Consider the following 26,297-nt stretch of genomic DNA (forward strand, 5'->3'; position numbering starts at 1 on the left):
GACCCCCTGGGCCGCCCCGCAATGGAGCGTTCCGCATTAACGCCGCGGTCATGCCTCCGCGGTGGCACCCGCCAGTTCCAGGCGCTTGTTGCGGCGCAGCGAGGACCAGAAGGACCACGCGATCAGCACGACGCCGACGAGGCCGGTGATGACCTCGTTGATCTCGTACTGGATGGTGACGAGCAGGAGCACGGCGAGGGCGCCGATGGCGTAGTGCGCGCCGTGCTCCAGGTAGACGTAGTCGTCGAGGGTGCCCTGGCGGACCAGGTAGACCGTCAGCGACCGGACGTACATGGCACCGATGCCGAGGCCGAGGGCCATGAGCACGATGTCGTTGGTGATGGCGAAGGCGCCGATGACCCCGTCGAAGGAGAAGGAGGCGTCGAGGACTTCGAGGTAAAGGAACATGAAGAACGCGGCCTTGCCGGCCATGACGACGGCCGGGACCGACGAGCCGGTCCGCTTGGCCTCTTCCTCCGCCTCGTGCTCGGCTTCCTCCTCTTCCTCCAGCTTGTTCTCGAAGTAGCCGGAGAGGCCGCCGACGATCATGTAGGTGATCAGGCCAAGGATGCCGGAGATCAGGACGGTCTGCGCCTTGTCCACGTGGACGCCGCCGTGCTGGTGGGCCTGGGTGGCGAAGGTCATCGAGGTGACGACCAGGACGATCAGCGCGATGCACGCGGACAGCATGTCGACCTTGCCGAGCTTGGCGAGCGGGCGCTCCAGCCAGGCGAGCCACTTGATGTCGCGGTCCTCGAAGATGAAGTCGAGGAAGATCATCAGCAGGAACATGCCGCCGAAGGCAGCGATGGACGGGTGGGCGTCCGTGACCAGCTGCTCGTACATGTCCTTGTCGTTCATGGCCAGATCGACCGCGTCGATGGGCCCGATCTTGGCACTGATCGCGACGATCACGACGGGGAAGACCAGCCGCATGCCGAAGACCGCGATGAGCACGCCCACCGTGAGGAAGATCTTCTGCCAGAAGGCGTTCATCTTCTTCAGGATCCCGGCGTTGACCACCGCGTTGTCGAAGGACAGCGAGATCTCAAGGACGGTCAGGATCGCCACGACGCCGAATGCCTGCCACCCCCCGTAGAACACCGCTGCGACCAGACCGAGCGCAGTGATTGCGAACGACCAGCCGAAGGTTTTGAGAACCACTGGCACCCCATCGTCTTGTACGGCTTTACGAAACGTTGACCCCGAAGTCTAGAGCGATGCCCCGCAGGCCCGACGCGTACCCCTGCCCCACGGCCCGGAACTTCCATTCACCCCCGTACCGGTAGACCTCACCGAAGATCATCGCGGTCTCGCTGGAGGCGTCCTCGGAGAGGTCGTAGCGGGCCAGTTCCTGGCCGTCCGCCTGGTTCACCACGCGGATGAACGCGTTGCTGACCTGGCCGAAGCTCTGTCGGCGGCTGTCCGCGTCGTGGATCGAGACCGGAAAGACGATCTTGTCCACGCGGTCGGGCACCTTGGTGAGGTCGATGATGATCGACTCGTCGTCGCCTTCACCCTCGCCGGTGAGGTTGTCCCCCGTGTGTTCGACCGAACCCTCGGGGCTCGTGAGGTTGTTGTAGAAGACGAAGTACTCGTCCCCGAGCACGCGGCCGCTGTTGCACAGCAGCGCGCTGGCGTCGAGGTCGAAGTCCGCGCCCGTGGTCGAGCGCGCGTCCCATCCGAGGCCGATCAGGATGCGGGTGAGGTTCGGTGCGGCCTTGGACAGGGAGACATTGCCCCCCTTGGCGAGTGTGACGCCCATGTTGTGGTCCTCCCCGGACGACGGTGTGGCGGCGTGGCGGCCGTAAAGCCGGTCCGGCGCCGTACACACAGTGCACGGCGCCGGACGGATGTACTGCTGGCGGAATCAGACGTTGACGCCGAAGTCCTGGGCGATGCCGCGCAGGCCCGAGGCGTAGCCCTGGCCGATGGCGCGGAACTTCCACTCGGCGCCGTTGCGGTACAGCTCGCCGAAGACCATGGCGGTCTCGGTCGAGGCGTCCTCGGAGAGGTCGTAGCGGGCGAGCTCGCTGTTGTCGGCCTGGTTCACGACGCGGATGTAGGCGTTGCGGACCTGGCCGAAGCTCTGCTGGCGGCTCTCGGCCTCGTAGATCGACACCGGGAAGACGATCTTGGCGACATCGGCCGGGACGCCGGCGAGGTTGACCTTGATCGCCTCGTCGTCGCCCTCGCCCTCACCGGTGGTGTTGTCACCGGTGTGCTCGACCGAGCCGTCCGGGCTCTTGAGGTTGTTGAAGAAGACGAAGTTCGCGTCGCTGGCGACCTTGCCCTGGTCGTTGGTCAGGATCGCGCTGGCGTCGAGGTCGAAGTCGACACCGGTGGTGGTGCGAGCATCCCAGCCGAGACCGACGATGACCGCCGTCAGGTTGGGCGCGGCCTTGGTCAGCGAGACGTTGCCGCCCTTGCTGAGGCTGACTCCCACGGGTCCTCCATTGGTGTTGGTGTGGGGCGGTGCCCCCGTCGTGCAGGAGCCCTACCGGCGATGGCCGGAGGAGCTACCGGATCAACGTTCCGATCCTAGTGACGGGTTCCCGCCCGCAGACGGTTTTCGCAGCGAACTGCGCGGTGCGGGTCTCAGAGGCTGTCGAGGGCCTTGATGTACTCGTTCAGGTCACGGGCGTCGGGCAGGCCGTTGACGACCGTCCAGCGAACCACGCCGTCCCTGTCGATGATGAAGGTGCCGCGGACCGCGCAGCCCTTCTCCTCGTCGAAGACGCCGTAGGCGCGGGAGGTCTCGCCGTGCGGCCAGAAGTCCGACAGCAGCGGGTACTCCAGGCCCTCCTGCTCCCCGAAAACCCTCAGGGTCGGCACGGAGTCGTTCGAGACCGCCAGGAGCTGGACCTGGTCGTTCTGGAAGCGCGGCAGCTGATCGCGCAGCTCGCACAGCTCGCCGGTGCAGACGCCGGTGAAGGCGAAGGGGTAGAAGAGGAGCACCACGGCCTTCTCCCCCCGGAAGTCGGACAGCCGCACGGTGGCGCCGTGGTTGTCCTTGAGCTCGAAGTCCGGGGCCTTGTCGCCGACCTCGATCGCCATCTGTCGCATCCCTTCGTTCCTGCATCCCTGCGTTGGGCTGTTCGGGTGAAGCCGAGTCTAGAGAGCCCAGCCTAGAAGTGCCGGGGGCGGGAACGCGCACACCCCGCCGACCGGGGTCGGCGGGGTGTGCACATGTGTCCGCTCGGATGCGGGGCGCGGCTCAGCGCTTGGACTTGACGGCGGTCTTGGGCGTCACCAGCTTGGTGGCGCCCCACTCCTTGCCCACGGGAAGACCCTTGGCCAGCGAGAGGCCGGCGGTCTCTGCGGCTTCCTTGATGTCGCTCGCCTCGACGTAGCCGGGGCGGCCCGTCTTGGGGGTCAGCAGCAGGATCAGTGCGCCGTCCTCGATCAGCTCGGTGGCATCGACCAGTACGTCCGCCAGGTCGCCGTCGTCCTCCCGGAACCACAGCAGCACGGCGTCCGCGACGTCGTCGTAGTCTTCGTCGACGAGATCGCCGACGAGCTCATCAACGACATCACGGAATTCCTGATCGACGTCGTCGTCGTAGCCGATCTCCTGGACCACCTGTTCGGACTGGAAACCCAGCCGGGCGGCCAGGTTCTCCGCGTGGTCCGCGGTCGCGCTCACGGGGTGCCTCCTGCTCATGTTCGGTGAATGTCTTCGGCGGCGCGCGTACGCGCAGCATTGGACGTAGTCCACACGGGCGGGGCGGATCGCGCAAGTACCCGGCCGCCGAGACCGCCGAAACGGTGACGATTGCGGCCGTCTCGCCGCAACCTCCCGTCTCCCCGTATGCACCCTTCGTGATTCATCCCACACCATTTCGGTTCTTTCGGTACCGCTTGGGGGCCTTCCTGCCTGTTCGAGGGGCGAACGTGCTTACGGATGGGTTGGCGGTCTTGGGCGTAGGGTGGCGAGCGGCCGACCGCCTCCGCCCCCCTGCCCTGCGCAACCCTGCCGAATCCGGGGATTACCCAGGGGTAGAGATGACGATTGCGGCCGGGCGTAAGACCATGGGAGGCGGCGTACCCGAGGCACGACTCCCCCGACAGCGAAGGAACAGCGTGGCTTCCGCATCCGATCGCAATCCGATCATCATTGGCGGCCTGCCGAGTCAGGTCCCGGACTTCGATCCGGAAGAGACGCAGGAGTGGCTCGACTCCCTGGACGCCGCCGTCGACGAGCGGGGCCGTGAACGCGCCCGCTACCTGATGCTGCGGCTGATCGAGCGGGCGCGCGAGAAGCGCGTGGCCGTGCCCGAGATGCGCAGCACGGACTACGTCAACACGATCGCCACCAAGGACGAGCCGTTCTTCCCCGGCAACGAGGAGATCGAGCGCAAGGTCCTCAACGCCACGCGGTGGAACGCGGCCGTCATGGTCTCGCGCGCCCAGCGCCCGGGCATCGGGGTCGGCGGTCACATCGCCACCTTCGCCTCCTCCGCCTCCCTCTACGACGTGGGCTTCAACCACTTCTTCCGGGGCAAGGACGAGGGCGACGGCGGCGACCAGATCTTCTTCCAGGGCCACGCCTCCCCCGGCATCTACGCCCGCGCCTACCTCCTGGACCGGCTTTCCGAGCAGCAGCTCGACGCGTTCCGGCAGGAGAAGTCGAAGGCGCCGTACGGCCTGTCCAGCTACCCGCACCCGCGGCTGATGCCGGACTTCTGGGAGTTCCCGACCGTCTCGATGGGCCTCGGCCCGCTCGGTGCGATCTACCAGGCGCGGATGAACCGCTACATGGAGGCGCGCGGCATCGCGGACACCTCCAAGTCCCACGTCTGGGCGTACCTGGGCGACGGCGAGATGGACGAGCCGGAGTCGCTCGGCCAGCTGTCCATCGCCGCCCGCGAGGGCCTGGACAACCTGACCTTCGTCGTCAACTGCAACCTCCAGCGGCTCGACGGCCCGGTACGCGGCAACGGCAAGATCATCCAGGAGCTGGAGTCGCAGTTCCGCGGCGCCGGCTGGAACGTCATCAAGCTGATCTGGGACCGTTCCTGGGACCCGCTGCTGGCCCAGGACCGCGACGGCATCCTGGTCAACAAGATGAACACCACCCCCGACGGGCAGTTCCAGACCTACGCCACCGAGTCGGGCGCGTACATCCGCGAGCACTTCTTCGGGGACGACCAGCGGCTGCGCGCGATGGTCGAGAACATGAGCGACTACCAGATCCAGCACCTGGGCCGCGGCGGCCACGACCACAAGAAGGTCTACGCCGCCTACGCCGCGGCCAAGGCCCACAAGGGCCAGCCGACGGTGATCCTGGCGCAGACGGTCAAGGGCTGGACGCTCGGTCCGAACTTCGAGGGCCGCAACGCGACGCACCAGATGAAGAAGCTGACGGTCGACGACCTCAAGCGCTTCCGGGACCGCCTGCACATCCCGATCACGGACCAGCAGCTGGAGAACGGCGCGCCGCCGTACTACCACCCCGGCCGCAACTCGCCGGAGATCCAGTACATGCACGACCAGCGCAACGCGCACGGGGGTTACGTGCCGACCCGCGTGGTCCGCGCGAAGCCGCTGCAGCTGCCGGACGACAAGGCGTACGCGGCCGCCAAGAAGGGCTCGGGACAGCAGTCGATCGCCACGACCATGGCCTTCGTCCGCATCCTGAAGGACCTGATGCGGGACAAGGAGATCGGCAAGCGCTTCGTGCTGATCGCGCCCGACGAGTACCGCACCTTCGGTATGGACGCCTTCTTCCCGAGCGCCAAGATCTACAACCCGCTGGGCCAGCAGTACGAGGCGGTCGACCGCGACCTGCTGCTCGCGTACAAGGAGTCGCCGACCGGGCAGATGCTGCACGACGGCATCTCGGAGGCGGGCTGCACGGCCTCGCTCATCGCCGCGGGTTCGGCCTACGCGACGCACGGCGAGCCGCTGATCCCGGTCTACGTCTTCTACTCGATGTTCGGTTTCCAGCGCACCGGTGACCAGTTCTGGCAGATGGCCGACCAGCTGGCGCGCGGTTTCGTCCTCGGCGCGACCGCCGGCCGGACCACCCTGACGGGTGAGGGCCTCCAGCACGCCGACGGCCACTCCCAGCTGCTGGCCTCGACGAACCCGGGCTGTGTCGCCTACGACCCGGCCTACGGCTACGAGATCGCGCACATCGTCCAGGACGGCCTGCGCCGGATGTACGGTCCCGACGCCGAGGACGTCTTCTACTACCTGACCGTCTACAACGAGCCGATCCAGCACCCGGCCGAGCCGGCGGACGTGGACGTGGACGGCATCTTGCGGGGCATCCACCGGGTGTCGGCGGGCACGGCGGGCACCATCGGGGCGCAGATCATGGCGTCGGGCGTGGCGGTGCCGTGGGCGCTGGAGGCGCAGCGGATCCTCGCGGCGGACTGGAACGTCAAGGCGGACGTGTGGTCGGCGACCTCCTGGAACGAGCTGCGGCGCGAGGCCGTGGCGGTCGAGGAGCACAACCTGCTGCACCCGGAGGAGGAGCAGCGCGTCCCGTACGTGACGCGCAAGCTGTCCGGGGCGGAGGGTCCCTTCGTGGCGGTGTCCGACTGGATGCGTTCGGTGCCGGACCAGATCGCGCGCTGGGTGCCCGGCCCCTACACCTCGCTGGGTGCGGACGGCTTCGGCTTCGCGGACACCCGCGGTGCGGCCCGGCGCTTCTTCCACATCGACGCCCAGTCGGTGGTCCTGGCGACGCTCACCGAGCTGGCCAAGGCCGGTCGGATCGACCGTTCGGTGCTGAAGCAGGCCGTCGACCGCTACCAGCTGCTGGACGTCACGGCGGCGGACCCGGGCGCGGCCGGCGGCGACGCGTAGCCGCTGCGCGGGGCCAAGTCCGGGTCCGCCGGGGCACCACCCGGACGGATCCCGGACCTCCCCGGTGTGTGCCGGTACCCCGGCGGGCCACGGCCCGCCGGGGTACCGGCGTTCCGGGGCCGGCCGAGGGGGCGCGGGCCGCCGGCGGAGCCGCCGGGGCCCACTGCCCTTTACGTCTTCCTTACGATGCTGCGCATGAAGGAAACCTCCCGCCAGCGTCTTTGGGAGCGGCGGAGCCAGACTCCGCTGCTCGTCCTCGCCGTGGCCTTCGCCGTCGCGTACGCCGTGCCGATCGTCGCCCCCGACGCTGCGCCGCCGGTGCACCGGGCGTGCACGGCCACCGAGTGGACGGTGTGGGCGGCCTTCGCCGCGGACTACCTCGTACGGCTGGCGCTGTCGCCGGCGCGCCGGGCTTTCGTGCGGACCCACTGGATGGACCTGGCGGCGGTGGTGCTGCCGATGATCCAGCCGCTGCGGCTGCTGCGGCTGGTGGCGACCTTGATGCTGGTGGGGCGGCGGGCCAAGATGGCTCCGCAGATCCGGCTGACGACGTACGTGGCCGGGGCGGTGGTGGGTCTGCTGATGTTCGGTTCCCTGGCGGTGCTGAGCGTGGAGCGGGACGCCCCCCACGGGAACATCAGGAACCTGGGCGATGCGGTGTGGTGGTCCTTCACCACCATGACGACGGTCGGGTACGGCGACCACTCGCCCACCACCGGTCTCGGCCGGGTGCTGGCCGTCGGGCTGATGCTGTCGGGAATCGCGCTGCTCGGTGTGGTGACCGCCAACATCGCCGCCTGGTTCATTGCCCGTTTCGAGCGGGACGACCAGGTGGAGCGGCTCCAGCTGGCGGCGATCCAGGAGCTGCACGCCGAGGTGCGGGCCCTGCGCGCCGAGGTCGCCCGGCTGGGCGTCCGGCCGGACGGCCGGCCGGATGCCCCGGCGGCGCTGGAGGCTACCGCTCCCACACCTTGAACGCCCTTACCTGGTAGGGCGACTGGGGCAGCCAGACCCCGTCGCCCGGGTAGGTCTGGAACTCGCCGGTCTCGGCGCACTCGGCCGACTGGTAGGTGGTGACCGGGCGCCCGGTGCGGTTGACGAGGGACTGCGCGCTGGTTCCGGCGGGCAGCGCGGTGCAGCTGTTGATGTCCAAGGTGCTCAGTTCGTGGGTGTGGCGGGTGCCCTTGAACTCCGGTTTCGCCCACAGGCACAGCTGTCCCGTCGCGCAGGCCCCGAGGGTCGGCGGGCCCGCGGCGTGTGCGGTCGCGGCAGTGCCCGGGATGAGAGCGGTGGCGGCCAGGACGGTGGCGGCGAGCACGGTGGTACACGTACGCATGACGGGTCAACTCCTTGTGGACGTGGGGCGCTCCGGAGGATTCCGCAACGCCATCGAGACCACGCTGACCTGCGATGACGGGTGGGCGGAAGGGGCCGGGGGCGGGTCCACCCTGATAGGCGACAGCCCCGCCGGAACTTTCCGGCGGGGCTGTCGTGGCTGTGGAGTTGACGCTTCCGGGGTGGTGCGGCCGGCCCCGGCGCGCGCGTTCTAGACGTGCGCCGCGCCCGCTCCCGCGGGGGCGTTCTCGCCGCCCTTGGTGAAGCAGGCGACGACGGCGGCGAGGACCGCGACGACGCCCGCGACGGTGAAGGCCGTGCCCATGCCGGAGACGAAGGTGTCGTGCGCGACCTTGGTGACGGCCTGCACCACGGGTTCGGGGGCGCCGGGCGGGACGGGGGCGATGCCGACCTGGATGCCCTTTTCGGCGAGGTCCGTCTGCTCGGGGGTGAGCTCGGGCAGCCGGGCCGCACGCCAGTTGTCCCCGAACGAGTTGCCGACGGCGGCGGCCATGACCGCTCCGAGGACGGCGGTGCCGAGGCTGCCGCCCACCTGCATGGCGGCCTGCTGGAGCCCGCCGGCGACGCCGGACAGCTCCAGCGGGGCGTTGCCGACGATGACCTCGGTGGCGCCGACCATGACGGGCGCGAGGCCGAGGCCCAGCAGGGCGAACCAGAGCGACATGGTGAGGGTGCCGGTGTCCGGGGTGAGGTGGGCCATCCCGAAGCAGGCGACGGCGGTGGCGACCATGCCGGCGACGAGCGGGACCCGCGGCCCGATCTTGGTGATCGCAGCTCCGGCGAGCGGCGAGCCGATGATCATCATGCCGGTCAGCGGGAGCAGGTGCAGGCCGCTGTCGACGGGGCTCATGCCGTGCACGTTCTGCAGGTAGAAGGTGACGAAGAACAGGCCGCCCATGAAGGCGAAGGCCATCAGCACCATCAGCACCGTGCCGGCGGACAGCGGCAGCGAGCGGAACATCCCCAGCGGGATGAGGGGTTCGGCGACCGTGCTCTCCCAGACGGTGAAGAGCGCGAAGCAGAGCACGGAGACGGCGAGGAAGGCCAGGGTCTTCCCGTCGCCCCAGCCCCATTCCGCAGCCTTGATGAGGGCCCAGATGAGGGAGAACATCGCGGCCGACAGCAGCAGGATGCCGACGACGTCGAAGGAGCGCGGGGCGTTCTCGGCGCGGTGGTCGACCAGGATGAACAGGCCGAAGAGCAGCGCTATGACGCCGACGGGCACGTTGATGAAGAAGACGGACTGCCAGCTGACGTGCTCCACGAGCAGGCCGCCGACGATGGGCCCCGCGGCGGTGGAGGCCCCGATGACCATGCCCCAGATGCCGATGGCCATGTTGAGCTTCCCGGCCGGGAAGGTGGCGCGCAGCAGTCCGAGTGCGGCGGGCATCAGCAGGGCGCCGAAGAGGCCCTGTGCGACGCGGAAGCCGATGACGAGCTCGACGCCGGTGGACAGGCCGATCGCGGCGGAGGACAGGCCGAAGCCCGCGATGCCGATGAGGAAGGTCTGCCGGTGGCCGAAGCGGTCGCCGAGCTTGCCCGCGGTGATCAGCGAGACCGCGAGGGCCAGCAGGTAGCCATTGGTGATCCACTGCACGTCGGCGAGGGAGGCGCGGAGGTCCTTTTGGATCGCGGGATTGGCGACCGCGACGATCGTGCCGTCGAGGGTGACCATCATGACCCCGATCGCCACGGCGAAGAGGGTCAGCCAGGGGTGACCGCGGAGCCCTGAGCGAGCCGGGGCCGGGCCGGAGCCCTTGACGAGGGTGATCTGACTAGTCATGAGATCAGGCTAGTGACAGCGACTGACAGTTCACAGACGGCTTAGCGCGACAGCCGCTGTCAGGTGGGTCACAGGTAGCCTGACCGCTCACTCTGCGTCAGAAAGGGGCCTTTCGAGGTGATGACCGACGAGCGGGCGGCGCCGGCCGTCCCGGTGGTGGCCGTCCCGGCGGCGGGACTGCGCGAGCGCAAGAAGCGGCGCACCCGGGACGCACTGCTGCGCGCCGCCCTGCTCCTCTTCGTCTCGCAGGGCTTCGAGCACACCACCGTCGATGAGATCACCGATGCCGTGGAGGTGTCCCAGCGGACCTTCTTCCGCTACTTCGCGAACAAGGAAGAGGCCGCCTTCGCGGTCCAGGGCCTGGTCGAGTCGCACTTCTACGCCGCCCTGGAGGCCCGGCCGGCCGACGAGGGCCCCTTCGCCGCGATGCGGGGCGCGGTGCTGGCCGCCTGGGACACCGTCGAGGAGGCCATCGCCGAAGTCGTCCCGGTCGACCTCTACATGCGCGGCTACCAGCTGATCGAGTCCACCCCGGCGCTGCTCGCCGTGCACCTGCGCCGCTCCACCGACCTGGAGGAGCGGATCGCCCGGCTGATCGCCGCCCGCGAGGGCCTCGACGTGGACGCCGACCCGCGCCCGCGGGTGGCCGTGGCCGCCTTCTCGGGTGTGATGCGGGTCACCGGACGGCTGTGGGGGCAGGGCGAGGACGCCAGTGTGGCCGCGATCCGGCGGATGACCGAGGTGTACCTGGACCAGATCGGCCCGGCGCTGGCCGCGGACTGGCGCCGGCCCGGCGGCTCCGGCCGCCGCCCGCACTCGCGGGCCTGACGCGCGGTCGCCCCCACTGCCGGAACCGGCCACCGGACTGGTCCTCGACCCTCCACCGGGCGGACCGGCGAGGGGCGTCGAAGGGCGCGCGGCGGCGGCGCGGGGTCCCACGGTCGGCCGTGAACCCCGTCACCCGGCGCGCCACGGGCGGAACCGGTCTCTTACGCTGATTCCAGTGAACCTGCCCGGCCTCGCCCACCCCACACCCCCCGGCGCCGATCCGCGCCCCGCCGCCCTGCGCGTCCTGCTCGCGCTCGCGGTCGTCTTCATCATGCTGGCGACCACCGGATGGACGGCCGTGCACCGCCCGGAGGCAGGCACGCCCCTGCGGGCGGCCGCTCTCGCGGCCTGGGCCGCGGCCCGGATCGACGGCCGTCCGGTGCCCGCGGCGGACGCCCCCGCGGCAGCGGTGGCCCGCTTCTTCGGCGCCCTCGACGGCGCCCAGCGTGCCCGGCTCGCCGACGGCTACCCGCTGGTCGTGGGCAACCTCGACGGAGCCCCCGCCGCCACCCGCTACCGGGCCAACCGGCGCGGCCTGGAGCAGGCCGTCCGGGTCGAGGAGGCCCGCAGTCACGACGTCGCCCTCACCCCCGCCGACCGCGCCGTGGCCGTTCGCCGCGCCCACCGCTTCGAGTCGCTGGCCGCGCCCGGCCGGCAGATCCTCACCTTCGACCCCACCGGCGGCGGCCGGGTCGCCGAGGTCTTCGGCGACCTCGATGAGGCCCGCCGGGTCTCGGTGATCGTGCCCGGCGTCGACACCGACGCCCTCACCTTCGAACGCACGCAGCGCCGCTTCACCGCCCCCGTGGGCATGGCGGAGTCGCTGTACGAGGCGCAGGGCGCGGCAGCGCCGGGCAGCCGGACCGCGGTCATCGCCTGGGCGGGCTACACCGCGCCCACCGGCGTGGGGATGGACGCCGCCACCGGTCACATGGCCTTCGACGGCGCCGTCCGGCTGAAGTCCCTGACCGCGGCGCTGCCCGGGGTCTCCAGCGTGGCGCTGTTCTGCCACAGCTACGGGTCGGTGGTGTGCGGGGTCGCGGCGCACGAGCTGCCGGGCCGCGTGACGGACGTGGTGGTGGCGGGCAGCCCCGGCATGCGTACGCAGAACGTCGCGGGGCTGCGCACCTCGGCCCGGGTCTGGGCCACGCGGGACGAGGGCGACTGGATCGCGGACGTACCGCACCTGGAGGTCGGCGGGCTGGGCCACGGGGCCGATCCGGTGTCCCCGGAGTTCGGCGCGCGGCTGCTGTCCTCGGCGACGGCCAAGAACCACACCGGCTATTTCGCGCCAGGGACCGACTCGGTGGACAACTTCGCCAAAATCGGAACCGGCGCATTCGGTTCCGTTGTGTGTGCGACCGGCGACGACGTCTGTCGCGACGGAATCTCCGGAGCAGAGCGGCACTGACGCGCGTAGAGGCCCGAAAACGGGCAGTGCGACGAGGCAGACGCGCAGGGCCACCGCCCTTTACCATGTGGCGCATGGGTGACGTACTGGCCGGAAACCATGCCGTCTGGGAGTTCGACTCGGACTCGGTGCTCATCCGCTTCGCTCGGGGGATGCGAACACCAAGGCTGTGGCACGCGCTCGGCTCACGCCGCATCCCCCTGGAAGCGGTGGCCGGGGTGAGCGTGAGCGACGGTAAACGGGACACGGTGGTGCTGCGCGCCGTCCCGCGGTCCGGCGCGGATCCGCTGATGGAGGCCGCGGCCGGACAGCTGAAGGAGACCTGCGACCCCTACCGGCTGGTGCTGCCGGGCGAGCGGGCCCCGCAGGCGGCCGCCTTCGCCGACGCCCTGCGCTCCCGGCTCGGGCCCGACGCCGCCGAGCCCGCCGCACGCTTCCTCGTCGAGGTCCCGCAGCCGCCGCTGCACCTGAAGGCGTATGACGCCCGGGTGGGCTTCGACGGCTCGGCCGTGGACTTCCGCTGGTCCCGTACGGGTGCCACGACCGCCAAGTGGAAGGCGGGCGACCAGCGCTACCCGCTGGCCGACCTCACCGGCGTCCAATGGAGCTCCCCCGACGGCCCCGGAGGCCACCTGCGGCTGCTGCTGCGGGAGCCCGGGCACGCCCCGGCCGACCCCCGGCCGGACCACGACCTCGCCGCGGCCGTCTTCGGCGTGGGCTACGGGGCGGTGCACGAGTCGCTGCCGTTCGCCGCGGCCGTCCTCGCCGCCCTGCGCGCCCGTACCCCGGTCGCCTCGGTCGCCTCGGTCGCGACCCCGCGGCACTTTGGAGAACGCCTCCAGCACCTGAGCGAGCTGCACAGCGCGGGCCTGCTGACGGACGCCGAGTACGCGGCGCTGCGGGATCGTTTCACCGCCGAGTCGCTGTAGGGATCCGGCGCCCGGGGGCTCAGCCGTCACGGCGCGCCCCGGGGGAAGGCTCAGCCTTCGCGGGCCGCCGAGGTGGAGCCCATGTCCGGGTAGCGGTCCCCCGCGACCCGGTCGGCGATCGGCTCCAGCCGCGCCAGCTCCGCCGCCGTCAGGGTGATCCGCGTCGCCGCCGCGTTCTCCCGCAGGCGCGCGGCCTTGCGGGTGCCGGGGATCGGCACGACGGTCAGCCCGTGCACCGCCGCCCGCTGCTGCACCCAGGCCAGCGCGATCTGCGCCGGGCTCGCCCCGTGCGCCTCGGCGATCTCCCGGACCGGGGCCAGCAGCGCACGGTTCGCCTTCGCGTTGTCGCCGGTGAACCGCGGCTGGTGGCGGCGGAAGTCCTCGGCGGACAGGTCCGCGGCGGCGTCGGCGAAGGCTCCCGTCAGGAAGCCGCGGCCCAGCGGGGAGTACGGCACGAAGGCCACGCCCAGCTCGGCGGCCGCGGCCACGGCGCTGCGCTCCACGTCCCGGCTGAAGAGCGACCACTCGGACTGGAGCGCCGCGATCGGGTGCACCGCGCAGGCCTCGCGCAGCTCCGCCCCGGTGACCTCGCTGAGCCCGAGGTGGCGCACCTTGCCCTCCCGCACCAGCTCCGCCATGGCGCCCACCGACTCGGCGAGCGGCACGGCCGGGTCGCGCCGGTGCATGTAGTAGAGGTCGATGACGTCCACACCGAGGCGGCGCAGGCTGCCCTCCACCGCCTGCCGGACGTAGGGACGGTCGTTGCGGATGCCCCGGTGGACCGGGTCGTCGGTGCGCTCTATCGCGAACTTCGTCGCCAGGGTGATCTCGTCGCGGTGGGCGGCCACGAAGGGGGCGAGGAACTCCTCGTTCCTTCCCCGCCCGTAGGCGTCGGCGGTGTCGAAGAGGGTGACGCCCACGTCCAGCGCGGCGTCCAGGGTCTCGCGGGCCGCGCTCTCGTCGGTCTGCCCGTAGAACTCGCTCATGCCCATGCAGCCGAGGCCCTGGACGCCGACCAGCGGTCCGCCCTTGCCGAGTTCGACCTGCTCGATGGTGCTGCCGTGCTCTGTCATCGTTGTGCCTTCCCCGATACCGTGTTCTTCGCGGCCGTGTCGGCCGTATACGTGCCGATCTTGTAGTCCAGTACCGCCAGCGCGTCCGTCAGTTCCGTGATCCGGGTCCGCACCTCGCGCCGGGTCCGCTCCAGCAGTGCGCGGCGTTCACCGACCGTGTGGTCGCCCTCGCGGACCAGCTCGGCGTACCGGACCATGTCCGCCACCGACATCCCGGTGGTGCGCAGCTTGCCCACGAAGGCCAGCCAGTCGAGGTCCTTGTCGGTGAAGCGCCGCTGTCCCGAGTGGGAGCGGTCCACGTGCGGCATCAGGCCGATCCGCTCGTACCAGCGCAGCGTGTGCTGGGTCAGACCGGTCCGGGCCTCGACCTCGCTGATCGTGTACCGCGTCTGCGTCAGGCTCTGGCTCATGGCGTCCACGCTAAAACCCTGGAGTGCACTCCAGGCAAGTAGGCTCGGCCGCATGGACAGCGTGGAGACCCTGGATAGTCTGCGGATCATCGACAACTGGCCGGCGGCGACGGCGGCCGCGGCGGTCGTGCGGGCCGACGGGAGCCTGGCCGGCTCCCACGGGCCGCAGGACCACCGCTTCCCCCTGGCCTCGGTGACCAAGCCGCTCGCCGCCTACGCGGCCCTCGTCGCGTACGAGGAGGGGGCGATCGAGCTGGACGAGCCGGCCGGACCGGCGGGCTCGACGGTCCGCCACCTCCTCGCCCACACCAGCGGGCTGGCCTTCGACGAGCACCGCGCGAGCGCCCCGCCCGGGCAGCGCCGGCTCTACTCGAACGCCGGTTTCGAGGTGCTCGGCGACCACATCACCAAGGCCACCGGCATCCCCTTCGCGCAGTACCTGCACCAGGCGGTGTGCGAGCCGCTGGGCATGACCGCCACCACCCTGGAGGGCTCCCCCGCCAAGGACGGCGTCTCCACCGTCTCGGACCTGGCCCGGTTCGCCGCCGAGCTCCAGGCGCCCCGGCTGCTCGACGTCCGTACCGTCGCCGAGGCCACCTCGGTGGTCCAGCCCGGCCTCAAGGGCGTCCTGCCGGGCTACGGGCACCAGTCACCCAACGACTGGGGGCTCGGCCTGGAGATCCGGGACGGCAAGTCCCCGCACTGGACGGGCACCTCGTCCTCGCCGCGCACCTTCGGCCACTTCGGCCAGTCCGGCACCTTCCTGTGGGTGGACCCGGACGCCCGCGCCGCCTGCGTGGTCCTGACGGACCGGGCCTTCGGCCCGTGGGCGGTGGAGGCATGGACCCCCTTCACCGACGCGGTCCTGACCGAGCTGGCCGCCGGTCCCGCCCGCGGCTGAGGCGCCTCGTCCAGACCTCGCCGGGCGCGCCGGCGGCGCGGCCGTGCCCCCGGTCACAGCACTAGCCGGGCAGTTCCCAGATCAGCAGTTCGCACGGGGAGCCGGCCACGACCTCCAGGTCGCGTTCGGCGCAGATCCGCGCCGAGTCCCCGGGGCCCAGCTCCTCCCCGTCCAGGCGCAGGTCCCCGCGCACCACGTGCAGGTAGACGCGCTCCGCCGCCGGTACGGGGACCCGCATCCCCGCGCCGGGCCGCCGCACGTGCAGCACGGCTCCGGCCGCGGGGATCTCGTAGGGCGTGTCGTCGGCGAGGTCCCTGACCACCTCGTACGAGGGCTCGCCGCCCGCGGCGAGCGGCGCGAGCCACATCTGGACGAAGCGCAGCCGCCCCACGCCGTCGTTGCGCTCCACGTGGCGGGCGCCGGACCCGGCGCTGAGGTGCTGCACGTCCCCGGGCAGGACCCGGCCCTTCTCGCCGGTGCTGTCCTGGTGGGTGAGTTCGCCCTCGACCACCCAGGTGACGATCTCGGTGTGGCTGTGCGGGTGCTCGTCGAATCCGGCGCCCGGGCCGAGGACCTCCTCGTTGCAGGCCAGGACCGGGCCGAAGCGCAGGTTGTCCGGGTCGTAGAAGGACCCGAAGGAGAAGGCGTGCCGGGTGGTGATCCCGGCGGCCCGGTCCCCGCCGTCGTACCGGTCGGCGCCGCGGCGTACATCAATCATGGGGGCCACCGTAGCCGCCGGGGGCGGGGCCGACCCGGGACCGGACTCCGCGCGGCCTTTGCGATAAGGCAGTCTTGTCACGTGCCCCAACCCGAACGTGAGCATTCCCCCGCGACACACTCCGCGCATCCCGCTCCCGCCCATCCGCACACCGCGACGCTGCGCCGACTGGAGAAGTCCTCCGGCCGGCTCGCGGCCAACGCGATCGCCCGGATGGACGAGACCCTGCCGTGGTACCGGGCGATGCCCCCGGAGAACCGCTCCTGGATCGGACTGGTCGCGCAGGCCGGCATCGCCGCGTTCACCGAGTGGTTCCGGCACCCGGAGACCCCTCAGGCGATCTCCACCGACGTGTTCGGGACGGCGCCCCGCGAGCTGACCCGGGCGATCACCCTGCGCCAGACCGTCGAGATGGTCCGCACCACGATCGAGGTGATGGAGACCGCGATCGACGAGGTGGCGGCCCCCGGCGACGAGTCGATCCTGCGGGAGGCGCTGCTGGTGTACGCCCGGGAGATCGCCTTCGCGACGGCCCAGGTGTACGCACAGGCCGCCGAGGCGCGCGGGGCGTGGGACGCGCGGCTGGAGTCGCTCGTCGTCAACGCCGTGCTGTCGGGCGAGGCCGACGAGGGTGCGCTGTCGCGTGCGGCGGCACTGGGCTGGAACTCCCCGGAGCACGTGTGCGTGGTGCTGGGCACCGCGCCGGAGGGGGACAGCGAGCTGACGGTCGAGGCGATCCGGCGCGCGGCACGCCACCACAAGCTCCAGGTCCTGACGGGGGTGCTGGGGGACCGCCTGGTCGTGATCGCGGGCGGCAGCGACAATCCGATGCAGGTGGCGAAGTCCCTGATCGGGCCGTTCGCAGCGGGCCCCGTGGTGGCCGGTCCGGTGGTGCCCGACCTGCTGAACGCGACGAAGTCGGCGCAGGCCGCCGCGGCCGGACTGAAGGCGTGTACGGCGTGGCAGGACGCCCCGCGGCCGGTCCTGGCGGACGATCTCCTGCCGGAGCGCGCCATCGCCTCCGATCCCGCTGCGCGGGAACAGCTGGTGGAGGAGATCTACAGACCGCTGGAGGAGGCGGGGTCGGCGCTGCTGGAGACACTGAGCGTCTATCTGGAGCAGGCGAGCAGCCTCGAAGGGGCCGCCCGGATGCTGTTCGTGCACCCGAACACGGTGCGCTACCGGCTGCGACGTGTGACCGACGTCACCGGCTGGTCGCCCTCCGATGTCCGCTCGGCTTTCACGCTGCGGATCGCCCTGATCCTGGGGCGTCTGGCCGACGGCGATCCACAGTCCTAGACTTTTGTCGGACATCAACAATTACCCCGACCGTTCTTGGTCCCTGTCCCCACGGGCGGCAGGGACCATCCACAAGAGAGAGTGTGAGGGTGCTCGTACTCGTCGCTCCCGGCCAAGGCGCTCAGACGCCCGGCTTCCTGACTCCCTGGCTCGACCTTCCCGGTGCCGCCGACCGCGTCGCCGCCTGGTCCGACGCCATCGGGCTCGACCTTGCCCACTACGGCACGAAGGCCGACGCGGACGAGATCCGCGACACGGCCGTGGCCCAGCCCCTGCTCGTCGCCGCCGGTCTGCTGTCCGCCGGGGCCCTGGGCTCCGCGTCGGCCTTCGGCGCCGTCGCGGGCCACAGCGTCGGTGAGATCACCGCCGCCGCGTACGCCGGTGTGCTGTCCGACGCCGACGCGCTGTCCTTCGTCCGGACGCGCGGCCTGGCGATGGCCGACGCCTCCGCCGTCACCGAGACCGGCATGGCCGCGGTCCTCGGCGGTGAGCGGGACGTGGTCGTCGCACATCTGGAGAGCCTGGGGCTGACCCCGGCGAACATCAACGGCGCGGGCCAGATCGTGGCCGCCGGCACCATGGAGCAGATCGCCGCTCTGGAGGCCGACAAGCCCGAAGGTTCCATGAAGGTCGTCGCCCTCAAGGTCGCGGGCGCCTTCCACACGCACCACATGACCCCGGCGGTCGCCACGCTGGCGAAGGCCGCGGAGGCCCTCGCCCCGGCGGACCCCTCCGTGACGTACGTCTCCAACAGGGACGGCCTCGTCGTCACCACGGGCGCCGATGTCGTCGCCCGCCTGGTCGGCCAGGTCGCCAATCCGGTCCGCTGGGACCTGTGCATGGAGACGTTCGCCGCGCTGGGTGTCACCGGGATCGTCGAGCTCTGCCCCGGCGGCACCTTGACGGGTCTGGCCAAGCGCGCGCTGAAGGGCGTGCCGAGCGTGGCCCTGAAGACGCCGGACGATCTCGACAAGGCCGCGGCGCTCGTCGCCGAGCAGACGGCCTGAGAGAAGGAGCCCACACGCATGTCCAAGATCAAACCGGCCAAGGGCTCCCCGTACGCCCGCATCCTCGGTGTCGGCGGCTACCGCCCGACCCGGGTGGTGCCCAACGAGGTCATCCTGGAGACGATCGACTCGTCCGACGAGTGGATCCGCTCCCGCTCCGGCATCGCGACCCGGCACTGGGCCTCGCCCGAGGAGACCGTCGCCGCGATGTCGGTGGAGGCGTCGGGGAAGGCGCTGGCCGATGCCGGTGTCTCCCCCGAGCAGGTCGGTGCCGTGATCGTCTCGACGGTCTCGCACTTCAAGCAGACGCCGGCGATCGCGACCGAGATCGCGCACCGGATCGGCGCGGGCAAGCCCGCTGCCTTCGACATCTCCGCGGGCTGTGCCGGTTTCGGCTACGGCCTGACCCTGGCCAAGGGTCTGGTCGTCGAGGGTTCGGCGCAGTACGTCCTCGTCATCGGCGTGGAGCGGCTCTCGGACCTGACCGATCTGGAGGACCGCGCGACGGCCTTCCTGTTCGGCGACGGCGCCGGCGCCGTGGTCGTCGGCCCCTCGGACGAACCGGCCATCGGCCCCACGGTGTGGGGTTCGGAGGGCGACAAGTCCGAGACCATCAAGCAGACCGTGCCGTGGGACGAGTACCTCGGCAAGGACGGCGGGGAGAAGTTCCCCGCCATCACGCAGGAGGGCCAGGCGGTCTTCCGCTGGGCCGTCTTCGAGATGGCCAAGGTGGCCCAGCAGGCGCTCGACGCCGCCGGGCTCACCGCGGACGACCTGGACGTCTTCATCCCGCACCAGGCAAACATGCGGATCATCGACTCGATGGTGAAGACTCTGAAGCTGCCGGAGCACGTCACGGTCGCCCGTGACGTGGAAACGACCGGCAACACCTCGGCCGCCTCGATCCCGCTCGCTATGGAGCGGCTCCTGGCGACCGGAGCGGCGAAGAGCGGCGACACCGCGCTCGTCATCGGCTTCGGGGCGGGGCTCGTCTACGCCGCGACGGTCGTTACCCTCCCCTAGGGCCCGGTTCCACATTCCGGCCCGAACACCCAGTCACCCAAAGAAGGAGCGCCACATGGCCGCCACGCAGGAAGAGATCGTCGAGGGTCTCGCCGAGATCGTCAACGAGATCGCCGGTATCCCGACCGAGGACGTCGCGGTCGAGAAGTCGTTCACCGACGACCTCGACGTCGACTCCCTCTCCATGGTCGAGGTCGTCGTCGCCGCCGAAGAGCGCTTCGACGTCAAGATCCCGGACGAGGACGTCAAGAACCTCAAGACGGTCGGCGACGCCGCTGACTACATCCTGAAGCACCAGGCCTGAGCCTGACGAGCGTTTGTCGCCACCTGGCGGTGGCGCCGTGACAATTCAGCACCCCCTGAGACGTGGAGAAAGAATTCCTGTGAGCCCGACCAATCGCACCGTGGTCGTCACCGGTATCGGCGCAACCACTCCGCTGGGTGGCGACAGCGCTTCGACCTGGGAAGGTCTGCTCGCCGGCCGTTCCGGCGTAAAGCCCCTGGAGGGCGAGCGCTTCGCCGAACTCCCGGTCCGTATCGCCGCACTGGCCGCCGTGGACCCGGGCGAAGTCCTGCCCCGGCCGCTGGCCCGCAAGCTCGACCGTTCGGCGCAGTTCGCCGTCATCGCGGCCCGCGAGGCGTGGGCCGACGCCGGCTACAACGCCCCCGCCGGCGGCGAGACGGAGACGGGCGCGACCGTGGCGCCCGAGCGCCTGGGCACCGTGATCGCCTCCGGTATCGGCGGCGTGACGACCCTGCTCGACCAGTACGACGTGCTGAAGGAGAAGGGCGTGCGCCGGGTCTCCCCGCACACCGTCCCCATGCTCATGCCCAACGGCCCGTCGGCAAACGTCGGCCTGGAGGTCAACGCCCAGGCAGGCGTGCACACTCCCGTCAGCGCCTGCGCGTCCGGCGCCGAGGCCATCGGCTACGCCGTCGAGATGATCCGCAGCGGACGCGCCGACGTGGTCGTCGCGGGCGGCACCGAGGCGGCGATCCACCCGCTGCCGATCGCCGCGTTCGCCAACATGATGGCGATGTCCAAGAACAACGAGAACCCCGGGCAGGCTTCGCGCCCCTACGACAAGGCCCGTGACGGCTTCGTCCTGGGCGAGGGCGCGGGTGTCGTCGTCCTGGAGTCGGCCGAGCACGCCGCCGCGCGCGGCGCCCGGGTCTACTGCGAGGTGCTGGGCCAGGGCCTGTCCGCGGACAGCCACCACATCGCGCAGCCGGAGCCCACCGGCCGCGGTGTCGCGGCGGCGGTGCAGAACCTGCTGGACAACACGGGTCTCGACCCGGCCGAGCTGGTCCACCTGAACGCGCACGCCACGTCCACCCCGCAGGGTGACACGGCCGAGCTGAAGGCGCTGCGCAAGGTGCTGGGCGACGACCTCGACCACATCGCGATCTCCGCCACCAAGTCGATGACCGGTCACCTGCTGGGCGGTGCGGGCGGCATCGAGACCGTCGCGACCGTGCTGGCGCTGTACCACCGGCTGGCCCCGCCGACGATCAACGTCGACGACCTCGACGACGACATCGACGCGGACATCGTGCGCGACGAGCCGCGCAAGCTGCCGGCCGACGGTCCGATCTCCGCGATCAACAACTCCTTCGGCTTCGGCGGCCACAACGTCACACTGGCGTTCCGCAGCGTCTAGGAGCATGGAGGAGGCCCCGCCCGGCAGTTGTCCGGGCGGGGCCTCCTCCATGCCGCCTGCGGGCCGTCAGACGACCTGATGGAGCCAGCGGACCGGAGCGCCCTCGCCTGCGTAGCGAAAGGGTTCCAGTTCGTCGTCCCAGGGCTTGCCGAGCAGTTTGGCGATCTCGGCCTCCAGGTCGCTCTCCCCGCGGGCGGACCGGGCGACGGCGGCGCGCAGCCGGTCCTCGGGGACCAGGATGTCGCCGTGCATACCGGTGACGGCGTGGAAGATGCCGAGCTCCGGGGTGGAGCTGTAGCGCTCGCCCTCGGCGGTCGGACAGGGTTCGGCGGTCACCTCGAAGCGCAGCAGGTGCCAGCCGCGCAGCGCGGAGGCGAGCTTCGAGGCGGTGCCGGCTTCGGCCTGCCAGGAGAACTCGGCTCTCCAGGTGCCCGGGGAGGCGGGCTGTCTGATCCAGTCGAGGTTCACCCGCACCCCGAGCACGCCCGCAACAGCCCATTCCACGTGCGGGCAGAGCGCGCGCGGTGCGGAATGCACGTACAGAACTCCACGTGTCGTCACCGGGACCTCCAGTGTGGGACGAGGTCGGGAATAAACTCCAGAAAACGGACAGTATGTGACGTGATGTAATGTAACGGAAATTATTTGACATTGCGCAACGGGACCTGCGGCCGAAACGCCACGGGAAAAAGCTACCGTGCGTCAGGGGTCATGGTGTGACGTACGGTCGCTCCAAGGCCGGTAAACACAGAGCTTTCACTCAGCAGGACCCCCCGAACGATGCGGGGGCGTCGAGGAGGGGACCACCCGATGCGCACCACCGCTCCGCGCCGCCGCGCGCGCCGGTCCCTGGCGGGCGCGGGGGCGGCGGTCGTCGTGCTGGCCGGGGCGGCGGTGACCGGGTGCGGGCCGGGCGGTGCGGACGGCGGGGGCGAGCGCGGGGCCCCGGCCGAGCCGCGCTGGAACACGGCGCCCCGGTCGGTCGCGGCCGTGGGCGATTCCATCACGCGGGGCTTCGACGCCTGTTCGGTGCTGGCCGACTGCCCGGAGGTCTCCTGGGCGACCGGGAGCGATCCGCAGGTGCGCTCGCTGGCCATGCGGCTGCTGGGGGACGAGCAAGCGCCCGCCCGCAGCTGGAACCACGCGGTCACCGGCTCGCGGATGGCGGACCTGCCGGGGCAGCTCGCCGAGGCGGCCGCGCACAAGCCCGACCTGGTCACGGTGATGGTGGGCTCGAACGACGCCTGCCGGCCGACGGTCTCGTCCATGACCCCCGTCAAGGACTTCCGGGCCGGCTTCGAACAGGCCCTCGCGGGGCTGCGGACCGCCTCCCCCGCCACGCAGGTGTACGTCTCCAGCGTGCCGGACCTGCAGCGGCTGTGGGAGCAGGGCAAGGACCTGCCGATGGTCCGTCAGGTCTGGAAGCTCGGCATCTGCCAGTCGATGCTCGCCGACCCGCTGTCGGGGGCCTCGGGGGCGACGGCCCGCCGCGAGCAGGTGCGGGCGCGGGTGGTCGAGTACAACGAGGTGCTGCGCGAGGTGTGCGCGCGGGACCGGCTGTGCCGCTACGACGGCGGCGCGGTCTTCCAGTACCCCTTCTCGGCGGAGCAGTTGAGCCGCTGGGACTGGTTCCACCCGGGCCGCGACGGACAGGCCCGGCTGGCGGAACTGGCGCACCGCCAGGTGACGGCGCCCGATCCGCCGCGCTAGTGCGCACCGCCCGGGGGGTCAGGGCCCGCCCCCGGACCGGCTCTTGACGCCGCGACGGGGATGATTTCCGGCCATCGCGGTGGTCACCGTGTGTTATGTGATGTCGAGCGTGGCAGCCAGCCGCGTGTCGCCGTGCGCACGGCTCGCGCGGACCTCGTAGGCGCCGCCGATCCGCCGCCACGCGCGGGCCCTCTCGTCCCAGACCTCGAAGGCCCGGGCGGGCAGGGCGATCTCGGCTTCGACGCTCTCGCCGGGGCCCGCCTCCACACCGGCGAAGGCGGCCAGCCAGCTCGCCGGACGCTCCACGGCGGTGCTCCGCGTGTCGCCGGGTCCGGCGGCCACCGGCGCCAGGTAGAGCTGGACGACCTCGCGGCCGGGGCGGGCGCCGGTGTTGGTGAGGCGGACCCGGGCCGTGGTGCGCGTGACCTCCAGGGACTCGTAGGCCCAGTCGGTGTAGCCGAGGCCGTGCCCGAAGGGGTAGGCAGGGGTGGTGCCCGCGTTCTCGTACGCCCGGTAGCCGATGCCCAGGCCCTCGCGGTACTCCAGTCGCCCCTCGGCGGGGACGACCCGGGTGACGGGCGCGTCGGCGAACCGCGCCGGCCACGTGGTGGGCAGGCGGCCGCCCGGCTCGGCGTGGCCGAGGAGCACGTCCGCCAGCGCGGCCCCGCCCTCCTGGCCGGGGAACCAGGTCAGCAGTACGGCGGCGACCTCCTCGCGCCAGGGGAGCTCGACCGGGGATCCGGCGTTGACGACGACCACGGTGTGCGGGTTGGCGGCGGCGACGGCGCGGACCAGGTCGTCCTGGCGGCCCGGCAGGGCGAGGTCCGTGCGGTCGAAGCCCTCGGACTCCACGCGCTCGGTGGTGGCGACGACCACGACGGCGGTGTCGGCGGCCCGGGCGGCCGAGACCGCTTCGGCGATCAGCTCGTCGGGGTCGCGCCGCGGGCCGAGGTGGAGCAGCGAGAACATGATCGCCTTCAGTGGCAGCGCGGTCATGTCGGGGACCCGGCAGGTCAGGGAGACGGCGACGGGCTCGCCCTCGGTGAGGGTGGTCCGAGCGCGCTCGCAGGGGGCGCCGAAGAACGCCTCGAAGGGGTCGGCTTCCTCGCCGCTGTCCTGGACGCCCTCCCAGAGGGTCTCCCCCGCGACGGCGAGGGTGAAGGCGCCCAGGCCCCGGGTGCCGAAGACGTGCTCGCCGCTCTCGCGCGGCAGGAACGTGCCGGTGACCTCGATGCTCGCCAGCGTCGCGTACGTGACGCCCGCGGGCAGGTCGTCGCCGATCCACTGGACCTGGCCGCTGGGCAGGCTGCCTTCGCCGAGGACGGCCCCGGCGGCGTCGCGGCAGACGGCGCGCAGCACGAAGCCCTGGGCGGCGGGGGCGGGTTCGTCCGAGGGGTCGGCGCCGACGGCGTAGGTCAGGGCGGCTCCGGGGAGGTCCGCGAGGGCGGCGGTGAGCCCGTCGAGCGGGGAGACGACCCGCCCGGGGAAGACGGTGGCGGAGCCGCCGCCGAGGATGCGGGCGTCACGGGCGGCGGCGCCGATCAGGGCGACCGTGCGGCCGGCGCCGTCCAGCGGCAGGACGGGGCGGGCGGGGGCCTCGCAGCCCGCGGCCTCGTTGCGGACCAGCACGAAGCCGCGGGCGGCGAGCTCGCGGGCCAGCGCCTGGCCGTCGACCGGGTCCGGGACCGCGCCGACGGCGGCGGGGGCGCCCTTCAGGATGCCGACCCGGGCGGCAAGCCGCAGGACGTTGCGCACGGCCCCGTCGACTGCCGGGCCGGGCACCACACCGGCGCGCACCGCCTCGGCGAGGGCGGGTCCGTAGACGGTCCGCGGGCCGGGCATGGCCACGTCGAGGCCACCCTCGATGGCGCCGGTGGTGGAGCGGGCCGCCATCCAGTCGGAGACGTTGCACCCGTCGAAGCCCCACTCGCCGCGCAGGACCTCGTTGACGAGGTGGCGGTGCTCGGTCATCGTCGTGCCGTTGACCTGGTTGTAGGCGGTCATGACGCCCCAGGGGCGGGCGCCGGTGACGATGGCCTCGAAGGGCGCCAGGTACAGCTCGCGCAGCACGCGGGGGGCGATGACGTTGTCGACGGTGAAGCGCTCGGTCTCGGCGTCGTTGCCGACGAAGTGCTTGACGGTGGCGGCGACCCCGCCGTCCTGGACGCCGTTCACGTACCCGCTGCCGACGGCGCCGGTGAGGAAGGGGTCCTCGGAGTAGCACTCGAAGTGCCGGCCGCCGAGCGGGGAGCGGTGCAGGTTGACCGTGGGGGCGAGGAGGACGTGGACGCCCTTGCGGCGGGCCTCCTGGGCGAGGAGCCGGCCGGCCCGGCGGGCCAGGGCGGGGTCCCAGGCGGCGGCCAGCGCGGTCGGGGAGGGCAGGGCGATGGACGGGTCGCCGGCGGTCCACCGCACGCCGCGCACTCCGACGGGGCCGTCGGACATGACGAGGGACCCCAGCCCGATCTCGGGGAGCGCGGGAAGGGACCACATGTCCTGCCCGGCCAGCAGCCGGGCCTTGGTGTCGAGATCCAGCGTGCCCAGCGCGGCCTCTACGGCGTCCTCGCGGGCCTGATCGGCATCGGTCACGGCCGTGCCTCCTCGGGGGTGCGGTGCGGGTGGTGCGTGCGGTCGCCCCCATCGTGGACCCGTCACCTGTAGGGGGGTAGGGATCGTCACCTTTTCGTGACATCCAGATGCCGTACGGTCCTGCTGGCGGACGGAACGGAAGGGGTGCCGGGGCGATGGCCAGGACGAGGAGCGAGGAGCGGCGCGGGGACATCGTCCGCGCCGCCCTGGAGGTGATCGCGGAGCGCGGCTACCGGGGCGCCTCCCTGGGGTCGGTGGCCGAGCGCGTGGGCCTGACCCAGCAGGGTCTGCTGCACTACTTCCCGACGAAGGAGGCCCTGCTGGTCGCCGTGCTGGAGGAACGCGACCGCTGGGACACCGGCGGCGGCTCCCGCGCCTCGGCGGACGCCTGGCGCCTGGACCTGCTGGACTCGCTGGTGGAGTACAACGCCATGCGCCCCGGCGTCGTGCAGACCTTCTCGGCGCTGCTCGGCGAGAGCGTGACCGACGGCCACCCCGCCCGGGAGTTCTTCACCGAGCGCTACGCGCAGGTCCGCGGCGAGATGGCAGCCGTGCTGCGCGCGGAGTTCGGCGAGCGCCTCCCCTCGGGGCTCACCCCGGAACAGGCCGCGCCGCTGCTGACGGCGGTCATGGACGGACTCCAGTACCAGTGGCTCCTCGCCCCCGGATCGGTGGACATGCCCGCCGCGTTCCGCTCCTTCCTGACGCTCCTGCGGGGCTCCGGCGCCTCCCCGGGCGGGTAGGCCCGAAGTCTTCGGGCGCGGTGCGGACGGCCCGGTGCAT

General features: G+C 71.6%; 25 protein-coding genes. 13 read left to right on the forward strand and 12 right to left on the reverse strand.

Annotated features, from left to right (window positions below; all coding sequences use genetic code 11):
• Positions 1–48: 48 nt before the first annotated feature.
• The 5 genes from AMK16_RS15150 to AMK16_RS15170 form a co-directional block, all read right to left on the reverse strand.
• Positions 49–1,164, reverse strand: coding sequence for a DUF475 domain-containing protein (locus tag AMK16_RS15150; protein ID WP_073914827.1), 1,116 nt, complete (start codon positions 1,162–1,164; stop codon positions 49–51).
• A gap of 25 nt (positions 1,165–1,189) precedes the next feature.
• Positions 1,190–1,765: a TerD family protein gene (locus tag AMK16_RS15155; protein WP_073914830.1), complete on the reverse strand. Its 576-nt coding sequence runs from the start codon at positions 1,763–1,765 to the stop codon at positions 1,190–1,192.
• 105 nt (positions 1,766–1,870) lie between these two features.
• Entirely contained in the window at positions 1,871–2,446 is a 576-nt protein-coding gene (locus tag AMK16_RS15160) for a TerD family protein (RefSeq protein ID WP_030711348.1), read from the reverse strand.
• Positions 2,447–2,598: 152 nt separating this feature from the next.
• Positions 2,599–3,057 carry a peroxiredoxin gene (locus tag AMK16_RS15165; protein ID WP_073916060.1) on the reverse strand — a complete coding sequence of 153 codons (459 nt, stop codon included), beginning with the start codon at positions 3,055–3,057 and terminating at the stop codon, positions 2,599–2,601.
• A 160-nt stretch (positions 3,058–3,217) separates the two neighbouring features.
• On the reverse strand, positions 3,218–3,646 hold the full coding sequence (locus AMK16_RS15170) for a DUF3052 domain-containing protein (protein WP_199885443.1): 429 nt from the start codon (positions 3,644–3,646) through the stop codon (positions 3,218–3,220).
• Positions 3,647–4,083: 437 nt separating this feature from the next.
• Between AMK16_RS15170 and aceE the strand changes: the two genes are divergently transcribed.
• Positions 4,084–6,816 (forward strand): pyruvate dehydrogenase (acetyl-transferring), homodimeric type, encoded by a 2,733-nt coding sequence (aceE, locus tag AMK16_RS15175; RefSeq protein WP_073914834.1) that lies wholly within the window; start codon positions 4,084–4,086, stop codon positions 6,814–6,816.
• Between the two features lie 195 nt (positions 6,817–7,011).
• Positions 7,012–7,791, forward strand: coding sequence for an ion channel (locus AMK16_RS15180; RefSeq protein WP_073914837.1), 780 nt, complete (start codon positions 7,012–7,014; stop codon positions 7,789–7,791).
• Here AMK16_RS15180 and AMK16_RS15185 read toward each other — a convergent pair.
• Both AMK16_RS15185 and AMK16_RS15190 read right to left on the reverse strand, forming a co-directional pair.
• Positions 7,772–8,152 (reverse strand): peptidase inhibitor family I36 protein, encoded by a 381-nt coding sequence (locus AMK16_RS15185; RefSeq protein ID WP_073914839.1) that lies wholly within the window; start codon positions 8,150–8,152, stop codon positions 7,772–7,774. The two genes, AMK16_RS15180 and AMK16_RS15185, sit on opposite strands and share 20 nt — an antisense overlap.
• A gap of 210 nt (positions 8,153–8,362) precedes the next feature.
• Positions 8,363–9,955 carry an MFS transporter gene (locus AMK16_RS15190; RefSeq protein WP_073914841.1) on the reverse strand — a complete coding sequence of 531 codons (1,593 nt, stop codon included), beginning with the start codon at positions 9,953–9,955 and terminating at the stop codon, positions 8,363–8,365.
• A 120-nt stretch (positions 9,956–10,075) separates the two neighbouring features.
• On the opposite strand from AMK16_RS15190, the gene AMK16_RS15195 reads away from it, so the two are divergent.
• The 3 genes from AMK16_RS15195 (at position 10,076) to AMK16_RS15205 (ending at position 13,123) form a co-directional block, all read left to right on the forward strand.
• Complete coding sequence (locus AMK16_RS15195; RefSeq protein ID WP_073914844.1) at positions 10,076–10,783, forward strand: TetR family transcriptional regulator; 708 nt, start codon at positions 10,076–10,078, stop codon at positions 10,781–10,783.
• A gap of 181 nt (positions 10,784–10,964) precedes the next feature.
• The gene (locus tag AMK16_RS15200) at positions 10,965–12,194 is read left to right on the forward strand and encodes an alpha/beta hydrolase (protein WP_242438767.1); all 1,230 of its coding nucleotides are present in this window, start codon (positions 10,965–10,967) and stop codon (positions 12,192–12,194) included.
• 65 nt (positions 12,195–12,259) lie between these two features.
• Entirely contained in the window at positions 12,260–13,123 is an 864-nt protein-coding gene (locus AMK16_RS15205; RefSeq protein WP_073914846.1) for a DUF4429 domain-containing protein, read from the forward strand.
• Between the two features lie 50 nt (positions 13,124–13,173).
• On the opposite strand, the gene AMK16_RS15210 is transcribed toward AMK16_RS15205, so the two are convergent.
• Together AMK16_RS15210 and AMK16_RS15215 are read right to left on the reverse strand one after the other, a co-directional pair.
• A complete protein-coding gene (locus tag AMK16_RS15210) occupies positions 13,174–14,196 on the reverse strand; it encodes an aldo/keto reductase (RefSeq protein WP_073914848.1) in 1,023 nt (340 codons plus the stop codon).
• Positions 14,193–14,606 carry a MerR family transcriptional regulator gene (locus tag AMK16_RS15215; protein ID WP_073916070.1) on the reverse strand — a complete coding sequence of 138 codons (414 nt, stop codon included), beginning with the start codon at positions 14,604–14,606 and terminating at the stop codon, positions 14,193–14,195. The genes AMK16_RS15210 and AMK16_RS15215 overlap by 4 nt, the downstream gene beginning before the upstream one ends.
• Before the next feature lie 70 nt (positions 14,607–14,676).
• On the opposite strand from AMK16_RS15215, the gene AMK16_RS15220 reads away from it, so the two are divergent.
• Positions 14,677–15,507 carry a serine hydrolase domain-containing protein gene (locus AMK16_RS15220; RefSeq protein WP_073916112.1) on the forward strand — a complete coding sequence of 277 codons (831 nt, stop codon included), beginning with the start codon at positions 14,677–14,679 and terminating at the stop codon, positions 15,505–15,507.
• A gap of 61 nt (positions 15,508–15,568) precedes the next feature.
• Here the strand turns inward: AMK16_RS15220 and AMK16_RS15225 are convergent, their stop codons facing one another.
• Positions 15,569–16,225, reverse strand: a complete 657-nt coding sequence (locus AMK16_RS15225) for a pirin family protein (RefSeq protein ID WP_073914850.1) — start codon at positions 16,223–16,225, stop codon at positions 15,569–15,571.
• An 81-nt stretch (positions 16,226–16,306) separates the two neighbouring features.
• Between AMK16_RS15225 and AMK16_RS15230 the strand changes: the two genes are divergently transcribed.
• From AMK16_RS15230 to AMK16_RS15250, 5 genes are all read left to right on the forward strand, one after another.
• Positions 16,307–17,524, forward strand: coding sequence for a PucR family transcriptional regulator (locus AMK16_RS15230; RefSeq protein WP_073914852.1), 1,218 nt, complete (start codon positions 16,307–16,309; stop codon positions 17,522–17,524).
• Between the two features lie 89 nt (positions 17,525–17,613).
• Positions 17,614–18,531 carry an ACP S-malonyltransferase gene (locus AMK16_RS15235; protein ID WP_073914855.1) on the forward strand — a complete coding sequence of 306 codons (918 nt, stop codon included), beginning with the start codon at positions 17,614–17,616 and terminating at the stop codon, positions 18,529–18,531.
• A gap of 18 nt (positions 18,532–18,549) precedes the next feature.
• Complete coding sequence (locus tag AMK16_RS15240; protein WP_073914856.1) at positions 18,550–19,554, forward strand: ketoacyl-ACP synthase III; 1,005 nt, start codon at positions 18,550–18,552, stop codon at positions 19,552–19,554.
• Positions 19,555–19,609: 55 nt separating this feature from the next.
• On the forward strand, positions 19,610–19,858 hold the full coding sequence (locus tag AMK16_RS15245; RefSeq protein ID WP_073914859.1) for an acyl carrier protein: 249 nt from the start codon (positions 19,610–19,612) through the stop codon (positions 19,856–19,858).
• A 79-nt stretch (positions 19,859–19,937) separates the two neighbouring features.
• Positions 19,938–21,215: a beta-ketoacyl-[acyl-carrier-protein] synthase family protein gene (locus AMK16_RS15250; RefSeq protein ID WP_073914861.1), complete on the forward strand. Its 1,278-nt coding sequence runs from the start codon at positions 19,938–19,940 to the stop codon at positions 21,213–21,215.
• A 66-nt stretch (positions 21,216–21,281) separates the two neighbouring features.
• Here AMK16_RS15250 and AMK16_RS15255 read toward each other — a convergent pair whose 3' ends face one another.
• Complete coding sequence (locus AMK16_RS15255) at positions 21,282–21,776, reverse strand: DUF3145 domain-containing protein (protein WP_073914863.1); 495 nt, start codon at positions 21,774–21,776, stop codon at positions 21,282–21,284.
• A gap of 249 nt (positions 21,777–22,025) precedes the next feature.
• On the opposite strand from AMK16_RS15255, the gene AMK16_RS15260 reads away from it, so the two are divergent.
• Positions 22,026–22,925: an SGNH/GDSL hydrolase family protein gene (locus AMK16_RS15260; protein ID WP_073914866.1), complete on the forward strand. Its 900-nt coding sequence runs from the start codon at positions 22,026–22,028 to the stop codon at positions 22,923–22,925.
• Positions 22,926–23,018: 93 nt separating this feature from the next.
• Here AMK16_RS15260 and AMK16_RS15265 read toward each other — a convergent pair whose 3' ends face one another.
• Positions 23,019–25,514 (reverse strand): beta-glucosidase family protein, encoded by a 2,496-nt coding sequence (locus tag AMK16_RS15265; protein WP_073914868.1) that lies wholly within the window; start codon positions 25,512–25,514, stop codon positions 23,019–23,021.
• A 155-nt stretch (positions 25,515–25,669) separates the two neighbouring features.
• On the opposite strand from AMK16_RS15265, the gene AMK16_RS15270 reads away from it, so the two are divergent.
• Positions 25,670–26,257 carry a TetR/AcrR family transcriptional regulator gene (locus AMK16_RS15270; protein WP_073914870.1) on the forward strand — a complete coding sequence of 196 codons (588 nt, stop codon included), beginning with the start codon at positions 25,670–25,672 and terminating at the stop codon, positions 26,255–26,257.
• The last annotated feature ends 40 nt before the right edge of the window (positions 26,258–26,297 follow it).

This window comes from Streptomyces sp. CB00455 (assembly GCF_001905445.1).
Classification (GTDB): domain Bacteria; phylum Actinomycetota; class Actinomycetes; order Streptomycetales; family Streptomycetaceae; genus Streptomyces.

What these genes read in the sequence shown, in the direction of transcription:
- AMK16_RS15180 (WP_073914837.1), top strand. Translation starts at nt 7,012, where the DNA reads ATGAAGGAAACCTCCCGCCAGCGTCTTTGGGAGCGGCGGAGCCAGACT.
- AMK16_RS15205 (WP_073914846.1), top strand. Translation starts at nt 12,260, where the DNA reads ATGTGGCGCATGGGTGACGTACTGGCCGGAAACCATGCCGTCTGGGAG.
- AMK16_RS15195 (WP_073914844.1), top strand. Translation starts at nt 10,076, where the DNA reads ATGACCGACGAGCGGGCGGCGCCGGCCGTCCCGGTGGTGGCCGTCCCG.
- AMK16_RS15225 (WP_073914850.1), bottom strand. Translation starts at nt 16,225, where the DNA reads ATGATTGATGTACGCCGCGGCGCCGACCGGTACGACGGCGGGGACCGG.
- AMK16_RS15165 (WP_073916060.1), bottom strand. Translation starts at nt 3,057, where the DNA reads ATGGCGATCGAGGTCGGCGACAAGGCCCCGGACTTCGAGCTCAAGGAC.
- AMK16_RS15210 (WP_073914848.1), bottom strand. Translation starts at nt 14,196, where the DNA reads ATGACAGAGCACGGCAGCACCATCGAGCAGGTCGAACTCGGCAAGGGC.
- AMK16_RS15260 (WP_073914866.1), top strand. Translation starts at nt 22,026, where the DNA reads ATGCGCACCACCGCTCCGCGCCGCCGCGCGCGCCGGTCCCTGGCGGGC.
- AMK16_RS15270 (WP_073914870.1), top strand. Translation starts at nt 25,670, where the DNA reads ATGGCCAGGACGAGGAGCGAGGAGCGGCGCGGGGACATCGTCCGCGCC.
- AMK16_RS15240 (WP_073914856.1), top strand. Translation starts at nt 18,550, where the DNA reads ATGTCCAAGATCAAACCGGCCAAGGGCTCCCCGTACGCCCGCATCCTC.
- AMK16_RS15245 (WP_073914859.1), top strand. Translation starts at nt 19,610, where the DNA reads ATGGCCGCCACGCAGGAAGAGATCGTCGAGGGTCTCGCCGAGATCGTC.
- AMK16_RS15190 (WP_073914841.1), bottom strand. Translation starts at nt 9,955, where the DNA reads ATGACTAGTCAGATCACCCTCGTCAAGGGCTCCGGCCCGGCCCCGGCT.
- AMK16_RS15185 (WP_073914839.1), bottom strand. Translation starts at nt 8,152, where the DNA reads ATGCGTACGTGTACCACCGTGCTCGCCGCCACCGTCCTGGCCGCCACC.
- AMK16_RS15155 (WP_073914830.1), bottom strand. Translation starts at nt 1,765, where the DNA reads ATGGGCGTCACACTCGCCAAGGGGGGCAATGTCTCCCTGTCCAAGGCC.
- AMK16_RS15215 (WP_073916070.1), bottom strand. Translation starts at nt 14,606, where the DNA reads ATGAGCCAGAGCCTGACGCAGACGCGGTACACGATCAGCGAGGTCGAG.